Origin of the sequence: Rhodococcus sp. DN22 (genome assembly GCF_036669995.1) — a bacterium.
Lineage (GTDB): Bacteria > Actinomycetota > Actinomycetes > Mycobacteriales > Mycobacteriaceae > Rhodococcus_F > Rhodococcus_F erythropolis.
On record NZ_CP133326.1, the window covers coordinates 2625474 to 2646241 of the forward strand.

A 20768-nucleotide genomic window follows, 5' to 3' on the forward strand; every position below is an offset into this window, starting at 1 on the left:
GTAGCGATCGTCGCAATGTTCATAGCGGTGGGGTGCTCACGCATCACAGGCTCCGGAGACGACGCGCAGTCTGAGGTCACTGTAGACAGTTCGTCAGCGTTCTCTTACGAAGGAGACAATGGTCTCGTCGTGACCGGGATGGAGGGAGTGGCGGAGCCCGGCACGACCGTCCAGATCGCCACGACTGGTGCGCCGACGCGTGTCGAGAGCGATTTCGTGCAGACAATTGGGCAGCCTGTCGCAATCACTCTAGGCGACAACCTTCAGCCGTCCGCGCCGATCGTCGTATCGGCTCCGGTGCTCGATAGTTTGGGCGGCGACAGGTCGGGAGTGTTCGGGACTATTGAGTCAGCGGATGGATCGCGAGACTTCGTGCCGGTTACGGTGCAAGACGGCCGAATGTCGTTCGCCATGGATCACCTCTCGTGGGGGTTCTTCCAGAACATCGACTTCAAGGCGATTGGAAGTCACATCACCAACACCGCGAAGACGCTCTTCACCGGTGAGGAGACGACTCCTCCTGACTGCCTCGGACAGTCGATAACACTGGACGGAATAACCTACAAGGCCGACCGCACGAAGACGAAGAGCGGCTCGAACCTCGATGCTGTCTGGCCATGCCTTCGAGTCGACAACAACAAGATCCTGCTTGATCTAATCGCGAATGGAAACCGTGGCTGGGAAGCTCGGACCGCACCTGACGTAGGGCGCGGCTATCTCTCCGCGCCGAGCACGGGTGACACCGTCGCAGTGGGGATGTTGGATCTGTACCATAACTTGCTCGCGGCAGGGCCCTCGACGAGTCAGCTCACGCCGGATACCACGCTGACCTATACGTTCGACAGTACGAATCCCCCGACGCGGGCAGAAGTAAGAGCAAATGCGGGCCTGATGCTCGTCGCTGCTGGCATGTATGCCGCCGTCTCCGTAGTAGATATGACTGGCTTGAGCACGAAGGACAAGATAGAGCACGTGCCGGGTGTCTATGACTGCATCCGTGGTGCTGCCAACGCTTTGAACTCCGAGTCCTCAAACTTTGTCACCTCGTACGCGAGCAGCCTTCGCGCAGTAATCGACTGCATAACCCCGGCCTTGCCTGGTCCGGCTGCGTTCCTTCTTGGGATCTTTACCGGTGGGCTCAGCACCATTTCGGGCATGCTCACGGGACTTTGGGGAGAACTCACGGGGTCGAACCACGGGGTCATCACGGTCAGTCAGAGCGGGCAACGGTCCTCGCTTCCGGTGTCAGTGGCCGGCACAGCTACTGACTACCTCGGTCAATGGGTTGGACACACCCGCAGGATGACGCTGAATGAAGACGGTACGGGGACCGTCCACATCGCAAGCGGTGCCATGAACGGTGAAGAGTGGACCCTTAAGTGGGCATCGGTGCCCAATGGGATCGCGATTACCATCGGAACGAAGGTTGATACCTACGGTGAAGGCGTAGGAGGTTTCGCTGAGGGGAAGAAGTGGATGGCGACTCTGTTCAGCCCGGACGGGCCAAGCGGACCCAAGGTGCTCAGCGTCTTCCGCGACGGTCAGATGCAGCGTAATCCTGAGGACGGACTGCACTGGTGCAGTGAACGATACGGCCACTCACTGTGGTGTGGGGCCTGAGTCCATAGTCGCAGTGACTAACTAAAGCCTTGAAAGGCTATTGATAAACCGCTCACTGAATCGCACCGGCGAGTCCGGAGCCTTTGATGTACCCCTAGTTTCGTGGAGTTGCGGTATCTGACTTCATGCCGCAATTCGCTGGTTCGGAACTGTTGTAGCGCGATCTGACTGGGCTTAGGTAGTCGATAACACCGCCCGTGCGACGTGCGATAGACAAGCATGATCGGAAACTTGGCTGATATTCCCGAGGAAGCCTTGTTCTGGTACCCGTTCTTGAGACCGTTTGCTGCGCGGTGGAATCCGTTCTGACATCGTGCGGTCACCACGAATCGCACAGCCGTGACTTGGACAGTCGAGTTGGTTCCAAGCGGGACTGCCTCGACCTTCGATCGCGCAGCCGCTCTCAGAGGATGAGTCTTCATCACGCTTATTCGCGTGGTTGAGAGCGAAGTCGGTAAATTCGACCGTCACAACAGTGCCCAGTCACCACGCGCGGTGATCGAGCGAGAGTCGAAGCTCGCAGCTGCGTCCTCCTTCTTCGTCGCGAGTTAACCGGCGAGGGGACCTCTGCTGGCAATCGGCTTGTGGTGATTGATCTTTGCCGGGCAGAGCCGTGCTCAGGGTCCCGGCCAGCGGAGTTCATTCACAGGTTCTGAGTTGTCAACAGGTTGTTTTCGGGTGGCTTGGTTTTGTGGTGGCGGGTCGAGGGTGGTGGTTGGGACGCGTTTCGTATGGGCGGGCGCGGGGTGTGAGTGGTGGGGGCTGTGATGGCGAGGAATATGGCGTTGGGTGCTCGGGGCGAGGATGTGGCTGTCGAGTTCCTGATCGATTCTGGTTTGGAGATTGTCGAGCGGAATTGGCGTTGTCGGTACGGCGAGTTGGATGTTGTTGCGACGTCCGGTGATCGGATTGTGTTCGTGGAGGTGAAGACTCGGTCGGGTGTCGGGTACGGGAGTCCGGCGGAGTCGGTGACGTTCGCGAAGCAGCGTCGGATTCGGGTGTTGGCGATGCAGTGGCTCACTGACTCGGGTCGGTCGTGGTCGAGGGTGCGTTTTGATGTGGTGGCCGTGTTGATCGGCCGCGACGGCGTACCTTCGGTCGAGCATTTTGTGGATGCGTTCTGATGGCGTTGGGGCGGGCGCATTCTGTTGCGGTCAGTGGCGTGGACGGGCAGATCGTGGAGATCGAGGCGGATATCGGGCGCGGGTTGCCTGCGGTGCATTTGGTGGGGCTGCCTGATACTGCGTTGCACGAGTCGCGTGATCGGATTCGGGCCGCGGTGACCAATTCTGGTGAGGAGTGGCCGGACAGCAAGGTGATTTTGGCGTTGTCGCCGGCGACGTTGCCGAAGGTGGGCAGCGTTTACGATTTGGCTTTGTCGTTGTCGGTTCTCGATGCGGCGAAGAAGTTGCCGCGGAAGTTGTTGCGGGAGACTGTGTTTTTGGGGGAGTTGGCGCTCGACGGGCGTTTGCGGACGGTGCGTGGTGTGTTGCCTGCGGTGCTTGCGGCGAAGCGGGCGGGGTGGGGGACTGTGGTGGTTCCAGCTCGGGCGTTGGCTGAGGCGGGCCTGGTGAAGGGGATCGAAGTGCTGGGAGCTGACGATCTGTCCGCGGTGATCGGGTGGTTGCGTGGTGAGTTGGCGCTGGCTGTTCCTGATGTTTTCGAGCGTGCGGATGTGGTGACGGTGCGTGATTTGAGTGAGGTTGTCGGGCAGACGGATGCTCGGTGGGCGATCGAGGTTGCTGCGGCGGGTGCGCATCATTTGATGTTGACGGGTCCGCCGGGGATCGGGAAAACGATGCTGGCGCAGAGGCTTCCGGGGATTCTTCCGCCGTTGACGGAGGGGGAGTCGTTGGAGGTGACGGCGATTCATTCGGTGGCGGGGGTGTTGCCGGAGGATCGGCCGTTGATCGATATGCCGCCTTTCATTGCGCCGCATCATAGTTCGTCGGTCAGTTCGCTGGTGGGTGGTGGTAGTGGGATGGCTCGTCCTGGTGCGGTCAGCCGCGCCCATCGCGGCGTGCTGTTTCTCGACGAATGTGCCGAGATCGGGGTGAAGGTGCTCGAAGCGCTACGCACGCCACTCGAAGACGGGGAAGTACGAATCGCCCGGCGGGACGGAGTTGCGCGGTACCCGGCGCGGTTCCAGCTGATCCTGGCCGCCAATCCCTGCCCATGCGCGCCGCCGCGAGACGCGGACTGCGTCTGCGCACCTGCGGCGCGTCGCCGTTACCTGGGGAAATTGTCCGGTCCACTCTTGGACCGAGTCGACATCAGGGTTCGGATGCAGGCCGTTGCAACCGGAGCGCTGATCGACGAAGTAGGGGAAAGTACCGGCGATGTCCGTGCGCGCGTGGCGGCGGCTCGAGACACTGCAGCCCAGCGGTGGAGTGAGTACGGGTGGCGGACCAACGCGGAAGTACCAGGGCCCGCGTTGAGACAGAAGTTCAGACTCTCGCGTGCGGCGCTGGCGCCGGTGGAACGGGCGCTGCGTAAAGGTGTGATCACTGCTCGTGGGGCGGACCGAGCGTTGCGGGTTGCCTGGAGTGTCGCCGATCTGGCAGGTGAGGCGATGCCCGGACCAGACCAAGTTGTCACCGCACTCGACTTCCGAGACAGGGGATTCCAATGACTGCGCACGATCCGCGACTACTCGCTTGGGCATATCTGTCCCGCGTCGTGCAGGTCCCAAGCGCGTATATGTCCATGTTGATCGACGAGCTCGGGGTCGAAGAAACTGCGAGGGCGGTCCGCAACGGCGAGCTGCCACCCGCAATCGAGGAGAAGACGCGAGCCCGCGCTCACATCGACACAGCCCAACGAGACCTCGACCTGATGGAGGCAATGGGTGGCAGACTCGTAACACCGAACTGCGCCGATTGGCCGGCGTGGCGAATGCTTTCCTTCGACGGACTCGATGCCTCCGGGGGTGAGACGGCGCCATTTGTGTTGTGGGTGTTGGGGTCCGGGGATTTGGTTGATCTGACCGAGAGATCGGTTGGGATTGTCGGCACGCGGGCATCTACTGCGTACGGCGAACACGTGACGGCAGAGATTGCCGGTGACCTCGCTGTCGACGGATGGACCGTGATTTCCGGGGCGGCCTTCGGTATCGACGGGGCCGCGCACCGCGCTGCATTGGGCGTAGGTGGAAACACACTGGCTGTCTTGGCCTGTGGGGTCGATCGAGCGTATCCGTCAGGGCATGCGCGACTACTCAAACAGATAGCGAGTTCGGGTGCAGTGATAAGTGAATATCCACCGGGCACAACACCTGCAAAGTTCCGGTTTCTGGCAAGGAATCGACTGGTAGCTGCGTTGTCGGACGGAGTAGTGGTGGTCGAGGCGGGTTGGCGCAGTGGTGCACGCAATACCGCCAATTGGGCCCGGAAATTGGGCCGCCCGGTAATGGCGGTGCCCGGGCCGGTTACTTCGGCATCGTCGACCGGATGTCACCGGATGATCCGCGAAGGTGAAGCGCAACTCGTTTCCAATGCCGTGGATGTAGTCGAAGCGTCAGGTCCATTTGGTGTCGGGGATTCCGCGGAGGATGCAGCCGCTACACGTGACATCGACGCATTGCGGGGCAATTCTCGATTGGTATACGAAGCATTGCCGGGAACAGGTTCACGTAGTACGCGTGAGCTGTCCGAGGAATCGGGATTGCTCATAACGCAGGTTCGTGCAACTCTTCCTCTGCTCGAACTCGAGGGGTTTGCGAGTTCCGATTCGAGCGGATGGTTTCGGACGCGGTAGCGCGTGAACTTGATTGTGCTCGTCGGGTGGGCGGGTGGCGATGCCCACTAACCGTTCCGGCGAGAACGAAACTCGAATACCCTCGCGATGCTGGTAATTGCACGTCAGGACTGCTTTTCGTGAACTTGATCGGCCTGTGCGCAGCGTTATTCTCGACCCAGCTTTGCAGACTTGGCCGTGAATTTAACGGGCCTCAGGAAAGTCTCAGGTCAATGTGCTTTGAAGTCTGATTAGTCTGGATCCCCTGAGTGCGGGTATTGATTGGTGCGTCGTTAACCCGCTGCTAATTCGGACCATTGAGTCTGTTCGGAAATGGCACAGGTTTCCGGACTTCTTTTGTTCATCAACGCTCTATCTGTGTATTGTGAAGGAGAATTGAATCGATCATTGAAAGAGGAGTGCAATGGCTGAGAAGCTGATTCGGCAACTCATCGACGACCTTGACGGTAAGCCGATTGACGATGGATTCGGTGATCGAATTGAGTTCTCTTACCAGGGAACGGATTACGTGATCGATCTGCGCGCCACCAATGCAGAGAAGTTCGACGCTGCTGTGAAGCCGTTCGTCGAGGCGGCGGCGAAGGTGAGCGGGAAGCGTGGCAAGAAGGCGCAGGCTGCATCTCCGCAGGCCACGTCGGGTTCTGGCCGCTCCAAGGAGACGCTCCAGGCCATTCGTGATTGGGCGGGTAAGAACGGTTACGAAGTTGCTCCGCGCGGGCGTATCAAAGCGGAAATCATCGACGCTTTCGACGCTGCACACTAGGTTGAATTAATACCTCCTCTGGCCCCTGGCGAACCTCGCCGGGGGCCAGAGGCGTATTTTACTATTGCTTTGCTGAATTTCTCCGATAGCGATGTGCTGCCTGATCATGCACGAGTCCTGATTCGGAAATTTGGTTGCCACCGACGAATTTACCCGGCAGAGTGGTCGGTTTATTTCGTTGAGCACCGTGGTCTGTCGCGCGCGGGGCGGATGTACCGGGGGAGGCATTTTGTCCATGCGCTGCAATTGTCGTGTACCTTAGTTAGGTAACACTAACTTTTGGAAGGATCTTTCTGTGGCCAAGCCGACAACTGCATTGACGGTTCTGCGGACCGAACAATTGACTCCCCATATGGTGCGAGTGTTTCTCGGGGGACCGGGCTTCGAGTCCTTCACTCCCAGCGAATACAGCGATTCCTATGTAAAGATCGAATTCGGCACTCCTGATCAGCCGATACTGCGCACCTACACGATTCGTTCGTACGATCTTGCTGCCAAAGAGATTGCAATCGATTTTGTCGTCCACGGCGACATGGGAGTTGCAGGTCCGTGGGCCGCGTCCGTTCAGCCGGGCGCTGAGATTACCCTGCGTGGACCGGGTGGCGCGTTTTCGCCGTCACCATCCGCTGATTGGTATCTCTTCGTCGGAGACGAGACCGCAATACCTGCTATTACTGCTTCGATAGCGAGATTGGCGCCGGATGCGGTCGGCTACGCCGTCGTCGAAGTCGGGGGGCCGGAAGACGAAATCGCGCTCGATGCCCCAGAAGGTATTGCCGTGACCTGGCTGCATCGCGGAGCATCGTCCGATGCTGTCGGCGAAGAATTAGCTGGCGACAACGCTCCGGTTGTCGCCGCGGTCAAGGCACTCGAATGGTTGCCGGGCGAACCGCACGTGTTCATTCACGGTGAAGCACAAGCCGTCATGCACAACCTCCGGCCGTACATACGCAAGGAACGAAATGTCCCGGCGGCGGCTGCTTCGATTTCCGGCTATTGGCGTCGTGGTCGCACCGAAGAAGGCTTCCGGGTCTGGAAGTCCGAACTCGCCGCGGCCGAAAACTAACTCGCGGCGGCCTTGCCGCGAGTCAGCAACACGAGCGCAACGGCCGCGAGAACTCCGAAGGTGGGAATTGCGATTGCCATCGGCACGGCAGTGTCTTCTCCCGCAATTCCCACCAACGGCGAAACCAGCGCTGCCAAGCCGAACTGGCCCGCTCCCATCAGGGCTGAACCAGTTCCGGCCGCGTTGGTGACCTCTCCTTGGGCGAGAGCGGTTGCATTGCCCATGATGAACCCGATGCTCGAAATCGCCACGAACAGCGGGACCAAGATCAACCACGTATTCGTGGAACTGAAAACCACGCTGGTACAGAACAATACGGCGCCACCAATGAGGAGCAGGCACACCCCGAAACGCAGCAGCGTGCGAGCTCCGACGCGACCGAGCAGGCGAGTGGTGATCATCGCTGCCGTGACCATTCCGGTGGCGTTCACTGCGAACACGATCGAGAATTGTGACGGACTCAGCCCGAGAACATTCTGAACGACGAACGGTGAAGCGGAGATGTACGCGAACAAGGCGCCGAATCCGAAGACGAATGCGAGCGCATATCCGAGGTAGTGCCGGTTTCGGACCACGTACTGCAGATTCGAGATCAGGGCCTTCAAACCACCGCCATGGCGTCGCTCGGGTGGAAGTGTCTCGGGAACGAGCAAAACGACACCAGCCACCATCACGGCGCCCGCAACAGCCAGGACCCAGAAGATTCCGCGCCATCCGACGGGGCCGAGAAGTGCGCCGCCGATCAGTGGCGCGACCACGGGAGCGATACCGCCGATGATCATCATGATGCTGAAGAGCTTCGCTGCGTCGTCGCCACGCGCTCGGTCGGCAATACAAGCGCGGGCAAGAACGATGGCAGCGCCTCCACTCAAGCCTTGGACGAGTCGTGCACCGATGAGAAACCCGATGTTCGGCGCCACAGCGCATGCCGCGCCGCTCAGTGCCGTGACGATTGTCGCGGCCAGCAGTATTCGTCGCCTGCCGAGTCCGTCGGAGATCGGACCGATGATCAGCTGGCCGATTCCGAGGCCTGCCATGAAGGTGGTCAGCGTGAGCTGAACGCTGGCCGCAGTAGTGTCGAGTGCATCCGCCATCAAAGGTAGGCCGGGCAGGTACATGTCGATGGACAGTGGAGCGATTGCGGAAATCAGTGCCAGTACACATAACATCTTCAGAGGAATTGCTCGATTCACCGATCAACCCTATCGGCGAGGGAGCTTGCGGTTTCAATCGCGGCGAGCGAGCGTGTGTTCATGACTGACGCATTGCCGGCGAGCTTGAGCGTTCACCTCGATGCGTATGCCGAGCACCTCCGACTGAGCCGAGGCCGGTCGGAACACACGATCCGCGCCTACGTCGGTGACGCGCGGGCATTGCTGGCCCATTTCTCCGCGGGTTCGGAGAATGCAGATCTCGACCGCCTCGACCTAAGTGTCATGCGTTCGTGGTTGGCCGCCCAGAATGCCGTAGGAACAGCCCGTACGACGGTAGCTCGACGGGCTTCTTCGGCGCGTGGTTTCACTGCGTGGCTCGCGCAGACCGGACGTATTTCCGTCGACCCGGGCACACGTCTGGCGGCTCCACCTGCTCGTCGCACGCTGCCGACGGTGCTGCGTCAGAGCCAGGCCCTCGACGCAATGGATGCAGCGGAAAGCGGTGCGCAGCAACAGGAGCCGCTCGCCCTGCGAGACCGACTCATCGTGGAATTGTTGTACTCCACCGGAATTCGCGTCGGCGAGTTGTGTGGACTGGACGTCGAGTCCGTCGATGCTGATCGACGTTTGCTTCGTGTCCTCGGCAAGGGGAACAAGGAGCGATCGGTGCCATACGGCCTGCCTGCAGAATCGGCACTGAACGGGTGGCTGGAGCACGGACGACCCGCGCTGAGTTCGGATAGGTCCGGGCGAGCATTGCTCCTCGGAGTTCGGGGCGGCCGGCTCGATCAGCGTCAGGCGCGTTCGGTGGTCCACGAAACCATGGCTGCAATTCCAGGGGCTCCCGACATGGGTCCGCACGGGCTTCGGCACTCGGCTGCGACGCATTTGCTGGAGGGTGGTGCAGACCTTCGTGTGGTCCAAGAACTCCTCGGGCATGCGAGTTTGGCGACCACTCAGCTGTACACGCACGTGTCGGTCGAACGCCTTCGATCCGTCCACGATCAGGCCCATCCACGCGCCTAGATTGTGAAGCGACGCGAGTTCTCGGCCGGTATTTGGTAGCGTCGCAGCTCAGAAGAGTGAACAATCGGCAAGTTCGATCGTCGTGTCGAGACACTCGATGACATGCGAAATCCGGGGGATTCGTGAACCGCCAAGATGTGAAGCACCTGCCGAACAGCGGCCAACCGGCCTGGCTGTCCGAAGCGCCACAACCGGCTCCCGAGCCGGCGCCGACGCCGGAGCCTGTGGCACGACTGCAAGAGGTCTGGACCACGCCACCGCCACCGTCGAGCCAACAGCAGGTGACAAACCAGGATCTGGTTGCCGAAGCTTTACTGAAACGCCCTAAACGGACGCCGCGTGGCGGATGGCGTAGGGGATTGCATCGTGCGACCGGAGGTGTGGTCAATCTGGGGGATTCGACCAACGAACAGCGCAACCGTGCACTGGCCGCCCGAATCGAGCAGCCGATCCGTAACGACTATCGAGTCGCTTTGCTCTCGCTCAAAGGGGGCGTGGGCAAGACGACGGTCACGGTCGGACTCGGTGCGACATTTGCTTCGCTTCGTGGTGACTGCGTCGTGGCGGTTGACGCCAATCCCGATTTCGGAACTTTGGCGCAACGTGTTCCGCTGCAGACCAATTCGACGGTGCGCGATCTGATTGCTGCTAGACCGGACATAAAGAGCTATTCGGACGTTCGAGTGCACACATCCCAGTCGTCGAGTCGTCTCGAGGTCCTGGCGAGTGAGCAGGATCCGGCGATTTCGGAGGCATTCAGCGAGGCGGACTATCGCCAGGTCATCGACATCTTGCAGGTCTACTACAACATCATCCTCACCGATTGCGGTACCGGGATCATGCACTCGGCGATGAACGGCGTTCTCGATCTTGCCAATTCGTTGGTTCTCGTCAGTTCGCCGGCAATCGACGGAGCGCGCAGCGCAGCGGCAACGCTCGATTGGCTTCAGTTGCACGGATACGGCCATCTGGTCGAACGGACCGTCGTCGTCATCAGCGCCGCCCGACCAGGGTCGAGCGTGATCGACATGGACGCTTTGGTGGACTATTTCATGCGTCGATGCCGCGCCGTCGAGGTCATTCCTTTCGACGAGCATCTCGCGGAGGGTTCGGTGATGGACCTCGAGTTGATGCGACCGGCCACCAAACGAGCGTTCATGGAACTGGCAGCGATGGTGGCCGACGACTTCGCGGACGCTGTGGGTCGGCACGCCGTTTCCGAGTGGCACTGATTCTGCGACCGATTTCTGAAACCGATCAGCCTCCTTTCAATGGCTTGAGCCTGAGCGGTTGCGTCCGAACGAGTCCGAGTGGATCGAGATACTCGCGTCCACGGCGCAAGCCCCAGTGCAAACATGCTTCGACAGCACACCCTTCGTGCCCGGTTTCGAGGGTTCCGATCACCGACCTGGCAGCGACGCGTTCACCTGCGCGAACGACTGCCACGACTGGTTCGTAGGTCGTGCGTAGGCCGCCGGAATGATCTATCGACACCGTCGGCTTTCCGGCGACCACTCCCGCGAACACCACAATGCCGTCGCAGGCCGCGAGGACGGATTGGCCAGCACTGCCGCCGAGATCGACCCCGCGATGACCCGGCAGCCAATTCTTGGCCGGTTTGTCGAAAGCGCGTTCCACGTGCGGCCGGGGAGCGAGCGGCCAGTCGAAACGCGTGTCTGCCGACGCCGTGCCTACGGCCACACAGCAGGAGATCACGGCAACGACCACTCCTCGTCGAGCTCCGAGCAACATCGTCATTCCTTGATCTTGCGTGGAGCCACGCGCGCTTCAATGCAGATCAGACGGGTAATCCACAAGATGACCGCCGATCCACAACCGCCGGTTCGGTCTGTTGCTTACAGGGTGGTTATGGCATCGGCGGACGAGGACGTACACTTGTCGAGCGGTCTGTGCTCGCACAGTCCGACTTCGCGCGCCCGCGCACGTTTTCCGGCCTCGGCTGGTCCTGGTTCTCACGAAACAGGTCCGACGGCCGTGCGGGTGCCAGGGCAGGGATCACCCGATCGCCTGCATCAACCGGATTGAAAGTTTGAGGTACACAGCCATGGCTGTCGTAACCATGAAGCAGATGCTCGATAGTGGAACCCACTTCGGACATCAGACCCGTCGCTGGAACCCGAAGATGAAGCGATTCATCTTGACCGACCGCAACGGCATCTACATCATCGACCTCCAGCAGACGCTGACGTACATCGACAAGGCGTACGAGTTCGTCAAGGAGACCGTTGCCCACGGCGGCACCGTCCTCTTCGTCGGCACCAAGAAGCAGGCGCAGGAGTCCATCGCTTCCGAAGCGACTCGCGTCGGAATGCCCTACGTCAACCAGCGTTGGCTCGGCGGCATGCTCACCAACTTCACCACCGTTCACAAGCGTCTGCTTCGCCTCAAGGAGCTCGAGGCAATGGAGCAGACCGGTGGATTCGAAGGTCGCACCAAGAAGGAAATCCTCATGCTCACGCGTGAGATGACCAAGCTGGATCGCACCCTCGGTGGTATCCGCGACATGGCCAAGGTTCCTTCCGCGGTGTGGATCGTCGACACCAACAAGGAGCACCTGGCAGTTGCCGAGGCTCGCAAGCTGAACATCCCGGTCATCGCGATCCTGGACACCAACTGCGACCCCGACCTCGTCGACTACCCGATCCCGGGCAACGACGACGCCATCCGCTCCGCAGCACTGCTGACCAAGGTTGTCGCTTCCGCGGTTGCCGAAGGTGTGCAGGCACGTGCAGGACTGAGCGCCGACAAGGACGCGAAGCCCGAAGCCGGCGCAGGCGAGCCCCTCGCCGAGTGGGAGCAGGAACTGCTCTCGCAGGCAGCTCCGGCTGCAGAGGCTGAGGCAGCTCCGGCTGCAGAGGCTGAGGCAGCCCCCGCCGCAGAGGCACCGGCCACCGAGGCCTGATTCGTTGAAACCGGCCCTGACCAAGAGTTCTTTTGGTCAGGGCCGTTTCACCGTTAGGCCCGAGCACCACCGTCAGGCCGTGCTTCACCGCTAGGCCGTGCTTCACCGTTAGTCCTAGGTCCGAAACAGACACATGAGGAGGCTCGCTAATCATGGCGAACTACACCGCCGCTGACGTCAAGCGGCTCCGTGAGCTCACCGGCTCCGGAATGATGGCATGTAAGAACGCACTCGCAGATGCAGACGGCGATTTCGACAAGGCCGTCGAGCAGCTGCGCATCAAGGGCGCGAAGGATGTCGGAAAGCGCGCAGAGCGCACCACCGCTGAGGGTCTCGTCGTCGCCAAGGACGGCGTCATGATCGAGATCAACTGCGAGACCGACTTCGTCGCCAAGAACGACGAGTTCATCAAGCTGGCCGACGAGATCGTGACCGTCGCTGCTGCTGGCAAGCCTGCGGACCTCGACGCTCTCAAGGCGCTCGAGCTCGACGGCAAGACCATCGACACCGTCATTGCGGAGCAGTCCGCGAAGATCGGCGAGAAGCTCGAACTGAGCCGCGTCGCTTCCTTCGACGGCCCCGTTGCCGTTTACCTGCACAAGCGCAGCTCCGACTTGCCGCCCGCTGTCGGCGTTCTCATCGAGTACACCGGCGAAGGCGATGCCGCCGCTGAGGCCGCTCGCGGCGCTGCAATGCAGGTCGCAGCACTCAAGGCAAAGTACGTCACGCGTGACGAGGTTCCCGCTGAAATCGTCGCTTCCGAGCGTCACATCGCCGAGGAGACCGCCCGCGCAGAAGGCAAGCCCGAGCAGGCTCTGCCGAAGATCATCGAAGGCCGCGTAAACGGTTTCTTCAAGGACGTCGTTCTGACCGAGCAGTCTTCGGTCACGGACTCCAAGAAGACCGTCAAGGCGATCCTCGACGAGGCAGGCGTGACCATCAAGCGCTTCGTGCGTTTCGAGGTCGGCGCCTCCGCTTAATTCGGAGCCCGTACACATGGACCCCGCCTGAAGAGCATTTGCTCTACCGGCGGGGTCTACGTGTACCTGGGGCCTCCGATGAGGCAGGATAAGAGTGCTTCGGGACGAGTCCCGGGGGCTTTCCTATGTCGCGGTGTCCGATTCGGCGGCAGAAGAAGAATGAAGGACCTACAAGGTCTTGTATCGAACTGAGGAGAACAATGTCCGAACCAGCCAACGAACGTCCAGGATTCAAGCGGGTCCTGCTCAAACTCGGCGGCGAAATGTTCGGAGGCGGCAAAGTCGGTCTCGATCCCGACGTGGTCACCAAGGTGGCTGAGCAGATCGCAGAGGTCGTTCGATCGGGCGTACAGGTTGCAGTGGTCATCGGCGGCGGAAACTTCTTCCGCGGAGCGGAACTGCAGCAGCGTGGCCTCGATCGCGCGCGCTCCGACTACATGGGCATGCTCGGCACCGTCATGAACTGCCTCGCTCTGCAGGATTTCCTGGAGAAGGCCGGCGTCGATTCTCGAGTGCAGACGGCAATCACCATGGGACAGGTCGCCGAGCCGTACCTTCCGCTTCGCGCACGTAGACACCTCGAGAAGGGGCGAGTAGTCATCTTCGGTGCCGGGATGGGTATGCCCTACTTCTCCACCGACACCACTGCTGCGCAGCGCGCGCTGGAGATCGGTGCCGAGGTAGTGCTGATGGCCAAGGCCGTCGACGGCGTCTACTCGGCCGACCCGCGTATCGACCCGGACGCGACGATGTACGAACAGATCACGCACCGCGAGGTCATCGAACGTGAGCTCAAGGTCGCGGACGCGACGGCGTTCAGCCTGTGCATGGACAACTCGATGCCGATGATGGTGTTCAACCTCCTCACCGAAGGAAACATCGCTCGCGCGGTGTCCGGTGAGAAGATCGGCACCCTGATCAAGTCGTGAGTGACACCCAAAAAATGATGCAGAACAACATGGAGGAACAGCCGTGATCGATGAAGCGCTCTTCGAGGCAGAAGAGAAGATGGAAAAGGCTGTCACGGTAGCCAAGGACGATCTCGGCTCGGTTCGCACCGGACGCGCGAACCCCGGTATGTTCTCGCGCATCGTGATCGACTACTACGGTTCGATCACGCCGATCACGCAGCTCGCGAGCATCAACGTCCCCGAGGCCCGCATGGTCATCGTCAAGCCGTACGAGGCTTCGCAGCTCAACGCGATCGAGACGGCGATCCGCAACTCGGATCTCGGCGTGAACCCGTCCAACGACGGCAGCATCATCCGCATCTCGGTTCCGCAGCTCACTGAAGAGCGTCGTCGTGAACTGGTGAAGCAGGCCAAGTCCAAGGGCGAGGATTCGAAGGTCACACTGCGCAACATCCGCCGCAAGGCGATGGACGAACTCGGCCGGATCCAGAAGGACGGTGAAGCCGGCGAGGACGAGGTCGGTCGCGCAGAGAAAGAACTCGACAAGACCACGGCGAAGTACGTGCACACGGTCGAGGAACTCGTCAAGCACAAGGAAGCAGAGTTGATGGAGGTATAGCCTCCTCATTTGCAGTGTTTGTCGTCGGGAGTAGATCAGGGAGTTTGGGTGCACGCACAAGAGGGAACCGCCGGTGGTCCCGTCACGGACGGGCCTACGGGCGGCGCTGAGGGCGCGCAACCGCCGAAGTCGAAGGCGGGCAGGAACCTACCTGCCGCCATCGGCGTCGGAGCTGGTCTCGGAGCCTTGGTCATCGGCACTTTGATCTTCCTGCCCCCGGGATGGATCGCTGTCGTCGCGATCGCGATGTTCATCGCGACGTGGGAGGTCACCACGCGACTTCGTGAAGCCGACATCGAGGTGCCGCGAATTCCGCTTCTCGTCGGAGGGCAAGCCACGATCTGGCTCGGCTGGCCGTGGGGACCGGTCGGGGTGCTCAGCGGATTCACCGCGACCGTCCTGGTGTGCATGGTGTGGCGGTTGTTCGACCACGGGCTCAAGGCGACCCCGAAGAACTTCCTGAGAGACACCTCCATCACGGTGTTCGTTCTGGCGTGGATCCCGCTGTTGGCGTCATTCGGTGCGTTGATGGTGCTCGAAGACGACGGACCGGGTCGCGTCTTCGTCCTGATGATCGGTGTCGTGTGCTCCGACATCGGTGGCTACGCGGCCGGAGTGCTGTTCGGGAAGCACCCGATGGTGCCGGCTGTGAGCCCGAAGAAGTCCTGGGAAGGATTTGTCGGCTCCCTCATTTTCTGCGTCATCGGCAGCCTGCTTTCGGTGACGTTGATCCTCGACGCGAACTCGATGATCGGCGTCCTGCTCGGTGTCGTCCTGGTGGTAGTCGCGACGGTCGGAGACCTGATCGAATCGCAGATCAAGCGTGAACTCGGCATCAAGGACATGGGAACCCTGCTTCCCGGCCACGGCGGAATCATGGATCGCCTGGATTCACTCCTGCCGTCGGCATTTGTCACCTGGCTGATTCTGTACGCACTCGTCTGATTTCGCGTGCGTGATTTCTTCTCCGGCCGTTCCAAGCCGATCCCCAGCCCGAACATCTGGCACTGGCCGGGCGTGTACGAAATCGAGAACCGCGCGCAGGACGTCGACGGTTCCATCTGGGCCGCGATGCGAGCCCAGGTCGACTGGTCTGGACGCGACGTCGTCGACGTCGGCTGTGGGGCGGGGTTCCATCTACCGGAGTTCGCTCGTACTGCCCGTCGTGTTGTCGGAGTGGAGCCGCACGCACCGCTGGTGAAGGCCGCGCGGGAACGAACCCGCGATTCGGCGTCGATCGACGTAGTCCAGGGTTCAGCAGAGTCCACGGGTCTGGTGGATGCTTCAGTCGATCTCGTTCATGCCCGTACGGCGTACTTTTTCGGCAAAGGCTGCGGCCCGGGAATTCGTGAAGCCATGCGCATCCTGAGGCCCGGGGGAGCCCTGCTGATCGTGGATCTCGATGTGAGCGCCGGCCCGTACGGAGAGTGGATGAGGGCGGATCTGCCCAAATACGATCCCGCGGCGGTCGAAGGATTCTTCGAGGCTCAAGGGTTCTCGCTCACGCGTGTCGACGCCCGGTGGGAGTTCGAGAATCGAGACGACTTGCGGCGGGTACTCGGAATCGAGTTCACCGAGAAGACTGCCGAGCGTGCGTTCTCGCAAGTAACGGGATTGGGCTTCACGGTGCGATACCGGATCCATGTTCGGTCCAAACCACGATCACTCGAACTTGCGTGAAAGCGGACTCAAAAGACGAACGTCAGGCGCTCCGACTTGAGCGCCTGACGTTTTCTGCACCGATTCAGTAGTAAAAAAATCAGTGATCGGTGGGGATGTGGAACAGGGTGGCGAGCTTGTGAATCTTCTTCGCCTTGGCGAGCTTGGGCAGGTCGCTGCCATCGCGCACGCGTGAGCCGTCTTCGCCGAGATCGTCGATGACATTCTGAGCCCAGATCGCGTCGGCCACGGAGGGACTCAGTCCCGCGTTGACGGGGGCAGTCTGCGCGGTGGTCATGCAGAGTTTGCCGGCCATACCGAGTGACAAGGTGATCGCACAGTCTCGGGCGAGCAGATCCAGATCGGGGCCGAGCGTGGGACCGTCGATCGGCGGAGCGATGCGTGCCGCGCGGCTGGCGATGGTGAGCCGCGAACGCGGGTACGACATCGACGTGGGGGAGTCGTCCATCCCAGTGTCGCGCCGGAAGTCGCCGCTGCCGAATGCGAGACGGAAGATGCCGTCAGTGCGTGCGATCTCGGGCGCAGCCTCGAGTCCTACCGCGGATTCGACGAGAGCAAGAATCTTGGTGCCTTCGGGAAGTCGCTCGGCCGTGGCGTCGGCCTGCTGACCGCTTTCGGTCTTTGCGAGCATGACACCCTCGAGTCCGGGGAGGCCCGCGAGTGCGGCCAGATCCTCTTCCCAGAACGGTGTCGTGGCGTCGTTGATCCGAACCCAGGCGTGATTGTGTTCGCTCAGGAATGCGGCGACATCGCGGCGGGCCGCCGGTTTGTTGGGTGCGGTGACGGCATCCTCGAGGTCGAGAATGACGGCGTCGGCCGCACTCGCGAGTGCGGCGTCGAAGGTGTCCGGTTTGGACGCGGGGACGAGGAGCCAGGATCTTGCCTGTTGCGGGGCAATACGCGAGGTCACAGGTCTCTCCATGTGAGTAGTCACATCGGGGCCTTTCGGGTGATTTCCACGACAACAATGATGCCTGCTTACTCGCGGGTAGACCCAATTGCGTAACTAGATTTCAGTCACATCTGCCGCTTCGCTGCGCGCCGGATCTGAATGATGCGAACCCCGCCTGCCAACGCCATGATCAATGCGCCCGCGATCGCGGAGAGCAGGATCGTGATTCCGAGCGGAAAGTCGATTTGCCAGGCCAGGATCTTGACGGAGACGCTCTCGAGGTTCTGCAGGATGAACACCAGCAGCATGATCAGCACGATTGCGCCGATGACCAGGCCAACCCACGTCGTCGCAGCCCTGGTTCGGTCGGTTACCGCGGTTCCGGTCGGCACCGGTTCAGGCGTCGGGTTCGGTTCGGGATCGTGTTTTTCGACTGCCTTGTCCTCGCCCACCTTCGGAAGTTCCGGGTCGGGACCGAAACCGTCGGCAGGGCCGTACACGGGGGAGTTCGACGGATCCTCTGGTGTGGTTGACATGACATGATCATCACGCAACCTGCGCAAAGTTGCACGGGTAATCCGGCCACAATCGGGTGGCAGTGGGGTAGCACCCCAAAACAATGGGACAATGGTGTAACTATGGCTGCCTCTCTTCCCCTCGTTTTCACTGCACCCAAGCGCGGAATGCCTCCACGGCACCTCGCCGATCTCGATTCCGCCGAGCGCAAAGAAGCGGTGAAAGAGCTCGGCCTTCCGGCTTTCCGGGCCGATCAGCTCGCGCGTCAGTACTACGCGCGTCTCGAAGCCGATCCGGAGAAGATGACCGATCTCCCCGCATCGGTGCGCGAGAAGGTGGGGGAGTCGCTGTTCCCGACCTTGCTGACCCCGATCAAGCACCTCGCGTGCGATTCGGGCGACACTCGCAAGACCCTGTGGAAGGCGCATGACGGAACGCTGCTCGAAAGCGTCCTGATGCGCTATCCCGATCGGGCGACGCTCTGTATCTCGAGTCAGGCAGGCTGCGGAATGGCCTGCCCGTTCTGTGCGACGGGTCAGGGCGGCCTCGACCGCAACCTTTCGACCGCCGAGATCGTCGATCAGGTTCGCGAGGCAGCGGCCGCAATGCGCGACGGTGATGTTGCCGGCGGACCCGGACGCCTCTCGAACGTCGTGTTCATGGGTATGGGCGAGCCTTTGGCGAACTACAAGCGCGTGGTGGCAGCGGTACGACGCATCACTTCGCCCGCACCCGACGGGCTCGGCCTGTCTCAGCGGTCCGTGACGGTCTCGACCGTCGGCCTCGCTCCCGCTATCCGCAAGCTCGCTGACGAAGGCCTGAGCGTCACGCTGGCGGTATCGCTACACACACCGGACGACGAACTGCGCGACACACTTGTGCCGGTCAACAATCGCTGGTCAGTGTCGGAGGTACTTCAGGCTGCCCGGTACTACGCAGACAAGACCGGTCGGCGTGTGTCCATCGAGTACGCGATGATCAAGAACGTCAACGATCAGCCGTGGCGCGCGGACATGCTGGGCAAGAAGCTGAAGAAAGCACTCGGCGGGTTGGTGCACGTCAACCTGATTCCGCTCAACCCGACTCCGGGTAGCGAGTGGGACGCGAGCCCCAAGGACGTCGAGCGTGAGTTCGTGCGTCGGGTCATCGCCCAGGGCGTCTCGTGCACCGTGCGCGATACGCGCGGTCAGGAAATCGCCGCAGCCTGTGGCCAGCTGGCAGCCGAGAACTGAAACCCTCCAGGCCTGAAAAACACATAAAGAGAAGGCCTCCACGAACTTTCGTTCGTGGAGGCCTTCTCTTTATCAGGTCTCTAGCGCGGGCGGCGACGGATGACGATGTCGCGGACCAGAACGAAGATCATCAATCCGGCAGTGCCGATGAGCCACAGATCCTCGACCTTGCCGTGATGGTTTCCGATCATCATCAGAAGCAGGAATATTGCGAAGAACCATCCGAGGAAACGGAAAAACTTGAGTCCTTCACCACTCCACCCCCATGCGGCAGAGGGAACCTCGGCCTCATCGACGTGCGAGACCACGACGGGGGCGCTGGACTTGACGTCCAACTGGGTATCGGCCACGGTCGATCCTCCTGCTCATTCGGTTGCACTACTGCCCAATATGGTGACATACGACTGCCTGTCGTACGTAGTTGGGCGTCGATAAGGTTGTTCTCAGGTGTTATCAGGAACAATGGGCGAGTGCAGGAAACCACACGTACCCGCGTCCTCCTCCTCGGCAGTACCGGTTCGATCGGTACCCAAGCGCTGGAGGTCATTGCAGCCAACCCCGATCGTTTCGAAGTAGTCGGTCTCGCAGCGGGCGGCAACAACGTCGAGTTGTTGGGCGAACAGATTCGTGCAACCGGCGTCACGGACGTCGCCGTCGCCGATCCTGCAGCGGCATCGGCGCTGGAATCGGTAACCGCCCGTTCGGGACCGAGCGCCGTGACGGAACTGGTTCGGGACAGCGGTGCCGATGTTGTCCTCAATGCACTCGTCGGTTCGTTGGGACTCGAACCGACTCTGGCGGCGCTGAACTCGGGAGCGCGCCTGGCGCTGGCGAACAAGGAATCGCTTGTCGCCGGCGGAGCGCTGGTGACCAAAGCCGCCGCACCCGGTCAGATCGTGCCGGTCGACTCGGAGCATTCGGCGCTTGCCCAGTGTCTACGTGGTGGAACAGGCGACGAAGTGGCTCGGTTGGTTCTCACCGCTTCGGGTGGACCGTTCCGTGGCTGGAGCGCCGAGGATCTCGAAAGTGTGAATCCAGCTCAGGCAAAAGCGCACCCCACCTGGTCGATGGGGCCCATGAACACCCTCAATTCGGCAACTCTGGTCAACAAGGGCCTCGAGCTGATCGAGACGAACCTGCTGTTCGGGATCGACTACGACCGCATCGACGTCACCGTGCACCCGCAGTCGATCGTGCATTCCATGGTGACCTTCTTCGACGGGTCGACGCTGGCACAGGCAAGCCCGCCGGACATGAAGCTCCCGATCGCTCTCGCTCTCGGCTGGCCGGACCGCATCGAAGGTGCTGCGTCGGCATGCGACTTCACCACCGCCTCCACCTGGGAATTCGAGCCGCTCGATTCGTCGGTGTTCCCCGCCGTCGATCTGGCGCGAAGCGCGGGCAAATCCGGCGGTTGCTTCACCGCGATCTACAACGCGGCCAACGAAGTGGCGGCTCAGGCATTCCTCGACGGTGTCATTTCCTTCCCGGCGATCGTCCGCACGGTGGCCGCTGTTCTCGACGATGCAGGTCAATGGTCCGCGGAACCGGTTACCGTGGACGACGTTCTGGCCGCAGACGGCTGGGCACGCACACGAGCGCGTCAGCTCGTGAAGCAGGAGGGCTAGAG

21 protein-coding genes are annotated in these 20768 nt (G+C 61.3%); 16 read left to right on the forward strand and 5 right to left on the reverse strand.

Going from position 1 to position 20768, the window contains the following annotated elements; genetic code table 11:
• Window positions 1-399 precede the first annotated feature (399 nt).
• From RA302_RS12065 to RA302_RS12090, 6 genes are all read left to right on the forward strand, one after another.
• Entirely contained in the window at window positions 400-1620 is a 1221-nt protein-coding gene (locus RA302_RS12065; protein WP_338480846.1) for a hypothetical protein, read from the forward strand.
• 767 nt (window positions 1621-2387) lie between these two features.
• Window positions 2388-2744: a YraN family protein gene (locus tag RA302_RS12070; protein ID WP_029255132.1), complete on the forward strand. Its 357-nt coding sequence runs from the start codon at window positions 2388-2390 to the stop codon at window positions 2742-2744.
• Window positions 2744-4252, forward strand: a complete 1509-nt coding sequence (locus tag RA302_RS12075) for a YifB family Mg chelatase-like AAA ATPase (RefSeq protein ID WP_021333044.1) — start codon at window positions 2744-2746, stop codon at window positions 4250-4252. The genes RA302_RS12070 and RA302_RS12075 overlap by 1 nt, the downstream gene beginning before the upstream one ends.
• Window positions 4249-5376 (forward strand): DNA-processing protein DprA, encoded by a 1128-nt coding sequence (dprA, locus tag RA302_RS12080; protein ID WP_338480849.1) that lies wholly within the window; start codon window positions 4249-4251, stop codon window positions 5374-5376. The genes RA302_RS12075 and dprA overlap by 4 nt, the downstream gene beginning before the upstream one ends.
• Before the next feature lie 403 nt (window positions 5377-5779).
• Window positions 5780-6139 carry an Lsr2 family protein gene (locus RA302_RS12085; RefSeq protein WP_003942721.1) on the forward strand — a complete coding sequence of 120 codons (360 nt, stop codon included), beginning with the start codon at window positions 5780-5782 and terminating at the stop codon, window positions 6137-6139.
• A gap of 295 nt (window positions 6140-6434) precedes the next feature.
• The gene (locus tag RA302_RS12090; protein ID WP_338480854.1) at window positions 6435-7205 is read left to right on the forward strand and encodes a siderophore-interacting protein; all 771 of its coding nucleotides are present in this window, start codon (window positions 6435-6437) and stop codon (window positions 7203-7205) included.
• Here RA302_RS12090 and RA302_RS12095 read toward each other — a convergent pair.
• Complete coding sequence (locus RA302_RS12095) at window positions 7202-8374, reverse strand: multidrug effflux MFS transporter (RefSeq protein ID WP_338481172.1); 1173 nt, start codon at window positions 8372-8374, stop codon at window positions 7202-7204. The two genes, RA302_RS12090 and RA302_RS12095, sit on opposite strands and share 4 nt — an antisense overlap.
• A gap of 84 nt (window positions 8375-8458) precedes the next feature.
• Between RA302_RS12095 and RA302_RS12100 the strand changes: the two genes are divergently transcribed.
• Complete coding sequence (locus RA302_RS12100) at window positions 8459-9385, forward strand: tyrosine recombinase XerC (RefSeq protein ID WP_020969346.1); 927 nt, start codon at window positions 8459-8461, stop codon at window positions 9383-9385.
• Between the two features lie 122 nt (window positions 9386-9507).
• Window positions 9508-10617, forward strand: a complete 1110-nt coding sequence (locus RA302_RS12105) for a MinD/ParA family protein (RefSeq protein ID WP_338480858.1) — start codon at window positions 9508-9510, stop codon at window positions 10615-10617.
• 25 nt (window positions 10618-10642) lie between these two features.
• Here the strand turns inward: RA302_RS12105 and RA302_RS12110 are convergent, their stop codons facing one another.
• A complete protein-coding gene (locus RA302_RS12110; RefSeq protein WP_338480860.1) occupies window positions 10643-11143 on the reverse strand; it encodes a M23 family metallopeptidase in 501 nt (166 codons plus the stop codon).
• Window positions 11144-11450: 307 nt separating this feature from the next.
• Between RA302_RS12110 and rpsB the strand changes: the two genes are divergently transcribed.
• The 6 genes from rpsB (at window position 11451) to RA302_RS12140 (ending at window position 16498) form a co-directional block, all read left to right on the forward strand.
• Window positions 11451-12308 (forward strand): 30S ribosomal protein S2, encoded by an 858-nt coding sequence (rpsB, locus tag RA302_RS12115; protein WP_003942709.1) that lies wholly within the window; start codon window positions 11451-11453, stop codon window positions 12306-12308.
• A gap of 152 nt (window positions 12309-12460) precedes the next feature.
• Window positions 12461-13288 (forward strand): translation elongation factor Ts, encoded by an 828-nt coding sequence (gene tsf / locus RA302_RS12120; RefSeq protein ID WP_019747987.1) that lies wholly within the window; start codon window positions 12461-12463, stop codon window positions 13286-13288.
• Between the two features lie 200 nt (window positions 13289-13488).
• Complete coding sequence (gene pyrH / locus RA302_RS12125) at window positions 13489-14217, forward strand: UMP kinase (RefSeq protein WP_019747988.1); 729 nt, start codon at window positions 13489-13491, stop codon at window positions 14215-14217.
• 43 nt (window positions 14218-14260) lie between these two features.
• Window positions 14261-14818: a ribosome recycling factor gene (frr, locus tag RA302_RS12130; protein WP_003942777.1), complete on the forward strand. Its 558-nt coding sequence runs from the start codon at window positions 14261-14263 to the stop codon at window positions 14816-14818.
• Window positions 14819-14866: 48 nt separating this feature from the next.
• The gene (locus RA302_RS12135) at window positions 14867-15763 is read left to right on the forward strand and encodes a phosphatidate cytidylyltransferase (RefSeq protein ID WP_003942673.1); all 897 of its coding nucleotides are present in this window, start codon (window positions 14867-14869) and stop codon (window positions 15761-15763) included.
• A gap of 6 nt (window positions 15764-15769) precedes the next feature.
• On the forward strand, window positions 15770-16498 hold the full coding sequence (locus RA302_RS12140) for a class I SAM-dependent methyltransferase (protein WP_097387486.1): 729 nt from the start codon (window positions 15770-15772) through the stop codon (window positions 16496-16498).
• 79 nt (window positions 16499-16577) lie between these two features.
• Here RA302_RS12140 and RA302_RS12145 read toward each other — a convergent pair whose 3' ends face one another.
• Complete coding sequence (locus RA302_RS12145; RefSeq protein WP_030244636.1) at window positions 16578-17420, reverse strand: CoA ester lyase; 843 nt, start codon at window positions 17418-17420, stop codon at window positions 16578-16580.
• A gap of 95 nt (window positions 17421-17515) precedes the next feature.
• Window positions 17516-17926, reverse strand: coding sequence for a lipopolysaccharide assembly protein LapA domain-containing protein (locus RA302_RS12150; protein ID WP_180279630.1), 411 nt, complete (start codon window positions 17924-17926; stop codon window positions 17516-17518).
• A gap of 102 nt (window positions 17927-18028) precedes the next feature.
• Between RA302_RS12150 and rlmN the strand changes: the two genes are divergently transcribed.
• The gene (rlmN, locus tag RA302_RS12155) at window positions 18029-19138 is read left to right on the forward strand and encodes a 23S rRNA (adenine(2503)-C(2))-methyltransferase RlmN (protein WP_019747992.1); all 1110 of its coding nucleotides are present in this window, start codon (window positions 18029-18031) and stop codon (window positions 19136-19138) included.
• A gap of 80 nt (window positions 19139-19218) precedes the next feature.
• Here rlmN and RA302_RS12160 read toward each other — a convergent pair whose 3' ends face one another.
• Window positions 19219-19488 (reverse strand): DUF2631 domain-containing protein, encoded by a 270-nt coding sequence (locus RA302_RS12160; protein ID WP_019747993.1) that lies wholly within the window; start codon window positions 19486-19488, stop codon window positions 19219-19221.
• Window positions 19489-19608: 120 nt separating this feature from the next.
• Between RA302_RS12160 and dxr the strand changes: the two genes are divergently transcribed.
• Entirely contained in the window at window positions 19609-20766 is a 1158-nt protein-coding gene (dxr, locus tag RA302_RS12165) for a 1-deoxy-D-xylulose-5-phosphate reductoisomerase (protein ID WP_020969350.1), read from the forward strand.
• Window positions 20767-20768 lie beyond the last annotated feature (2 nt).

Bases quoted from the DNA above. Each gene is read 5' to 3' on its own strand.
- RA302_RS12065 (WP_338480846.1), top strand. From the start codon at position 400: ATGTCGTTCGCCATGGATCACCTCTCGTGGGGGTTCTTCCAGAACATC.
- RA302_RS12070 (WP_029255132.1), top strand. From the start codon at position 2,388: ATGGCGAGGAATATGGCGTTGGGTGCTCGGGGCGAGGATGTGGCTGTC.
- RA302_RS12075 (WP_021333044.1), top strand. From the start codon at position 2,744: ATGGCGTTGGGGCGGGCGCATTCTGTTGCGGTCAGTGGCGTGGACGGG.
- dprA (WP_338480849.1), top strand. From the start codon at position 4,249: ATGACTGCGCACGATCCGCGACTACTCGCTTGGGCATATCTGTCCCGC.
- RA302_RS12085 (WP_003942721.1), top strand. From the start codon at position 5,780: ATGGCTGAGAAGCTGATTCGGCAACTCATCGACGACCTTGACGGTAAG.
- RA302_RS12095 (WP_338481172.1), bottom strand. From the start codon at position 8,374: ATGTTATGTGTACTGGCACTGATTTCCGCAATCGCTCCACTGTCCATC.
- RA302_RS12100 (WP_020969346.1), top strand. From the start codon at position 8,459: ATGACTGACGCATTGCCGGCGAGCTTGAGCGTTCACCTCGATGCGTAT.
- RA302_RS12110 (WP_338480860.1), bottom strand. From the start codon at position 11,143: ATGACGATGTTGCTCGGAGCTCGACGAGGAGTGGTCGTTGCCGTGATC.
- rpsB (WP_003942709.1), top strand. From the start codon at position 11,451: ATGGCTGTCGTAACCATGAAGCAGATGCTCGATAGTGGAACCCACTTC.
- tsf (WP_019747987.1), top strand. From the start codon at position 12,461: ATGGCGAACTACACCGCCGCTGACGTCAAGCGGCTCCGTGAGCTCACC.
- pyrH (WP_019747988.1), top strand. From the start codon at position 13,489: ATGTCCGAACCAGCCAACGAACGTCCAGGATTCAAGCGGGTCCTGCTC.
- RA302_RS12145 (WP_030244636.1), bottom strand. From the start codon at position 17,420: ATGGAGAGACCTGTGACCTCGCGTATTGCCCCGCAACAGGCAAGATCC.
- RA302_RS12150 (WP_180279630.1), bottom strand. From the start codon at position 17,926: ATGTCAACCACACCAGAGGATCCGTCGAACTCCCCCGTGTACGGCCCT.
- rlmN (WP_019747992.1), top strand. From the start codon at position 18,029: ATGGCTGCCTCTCTTCCCCTCGTTTTCACTGCACCCAAGCGCGGAATG.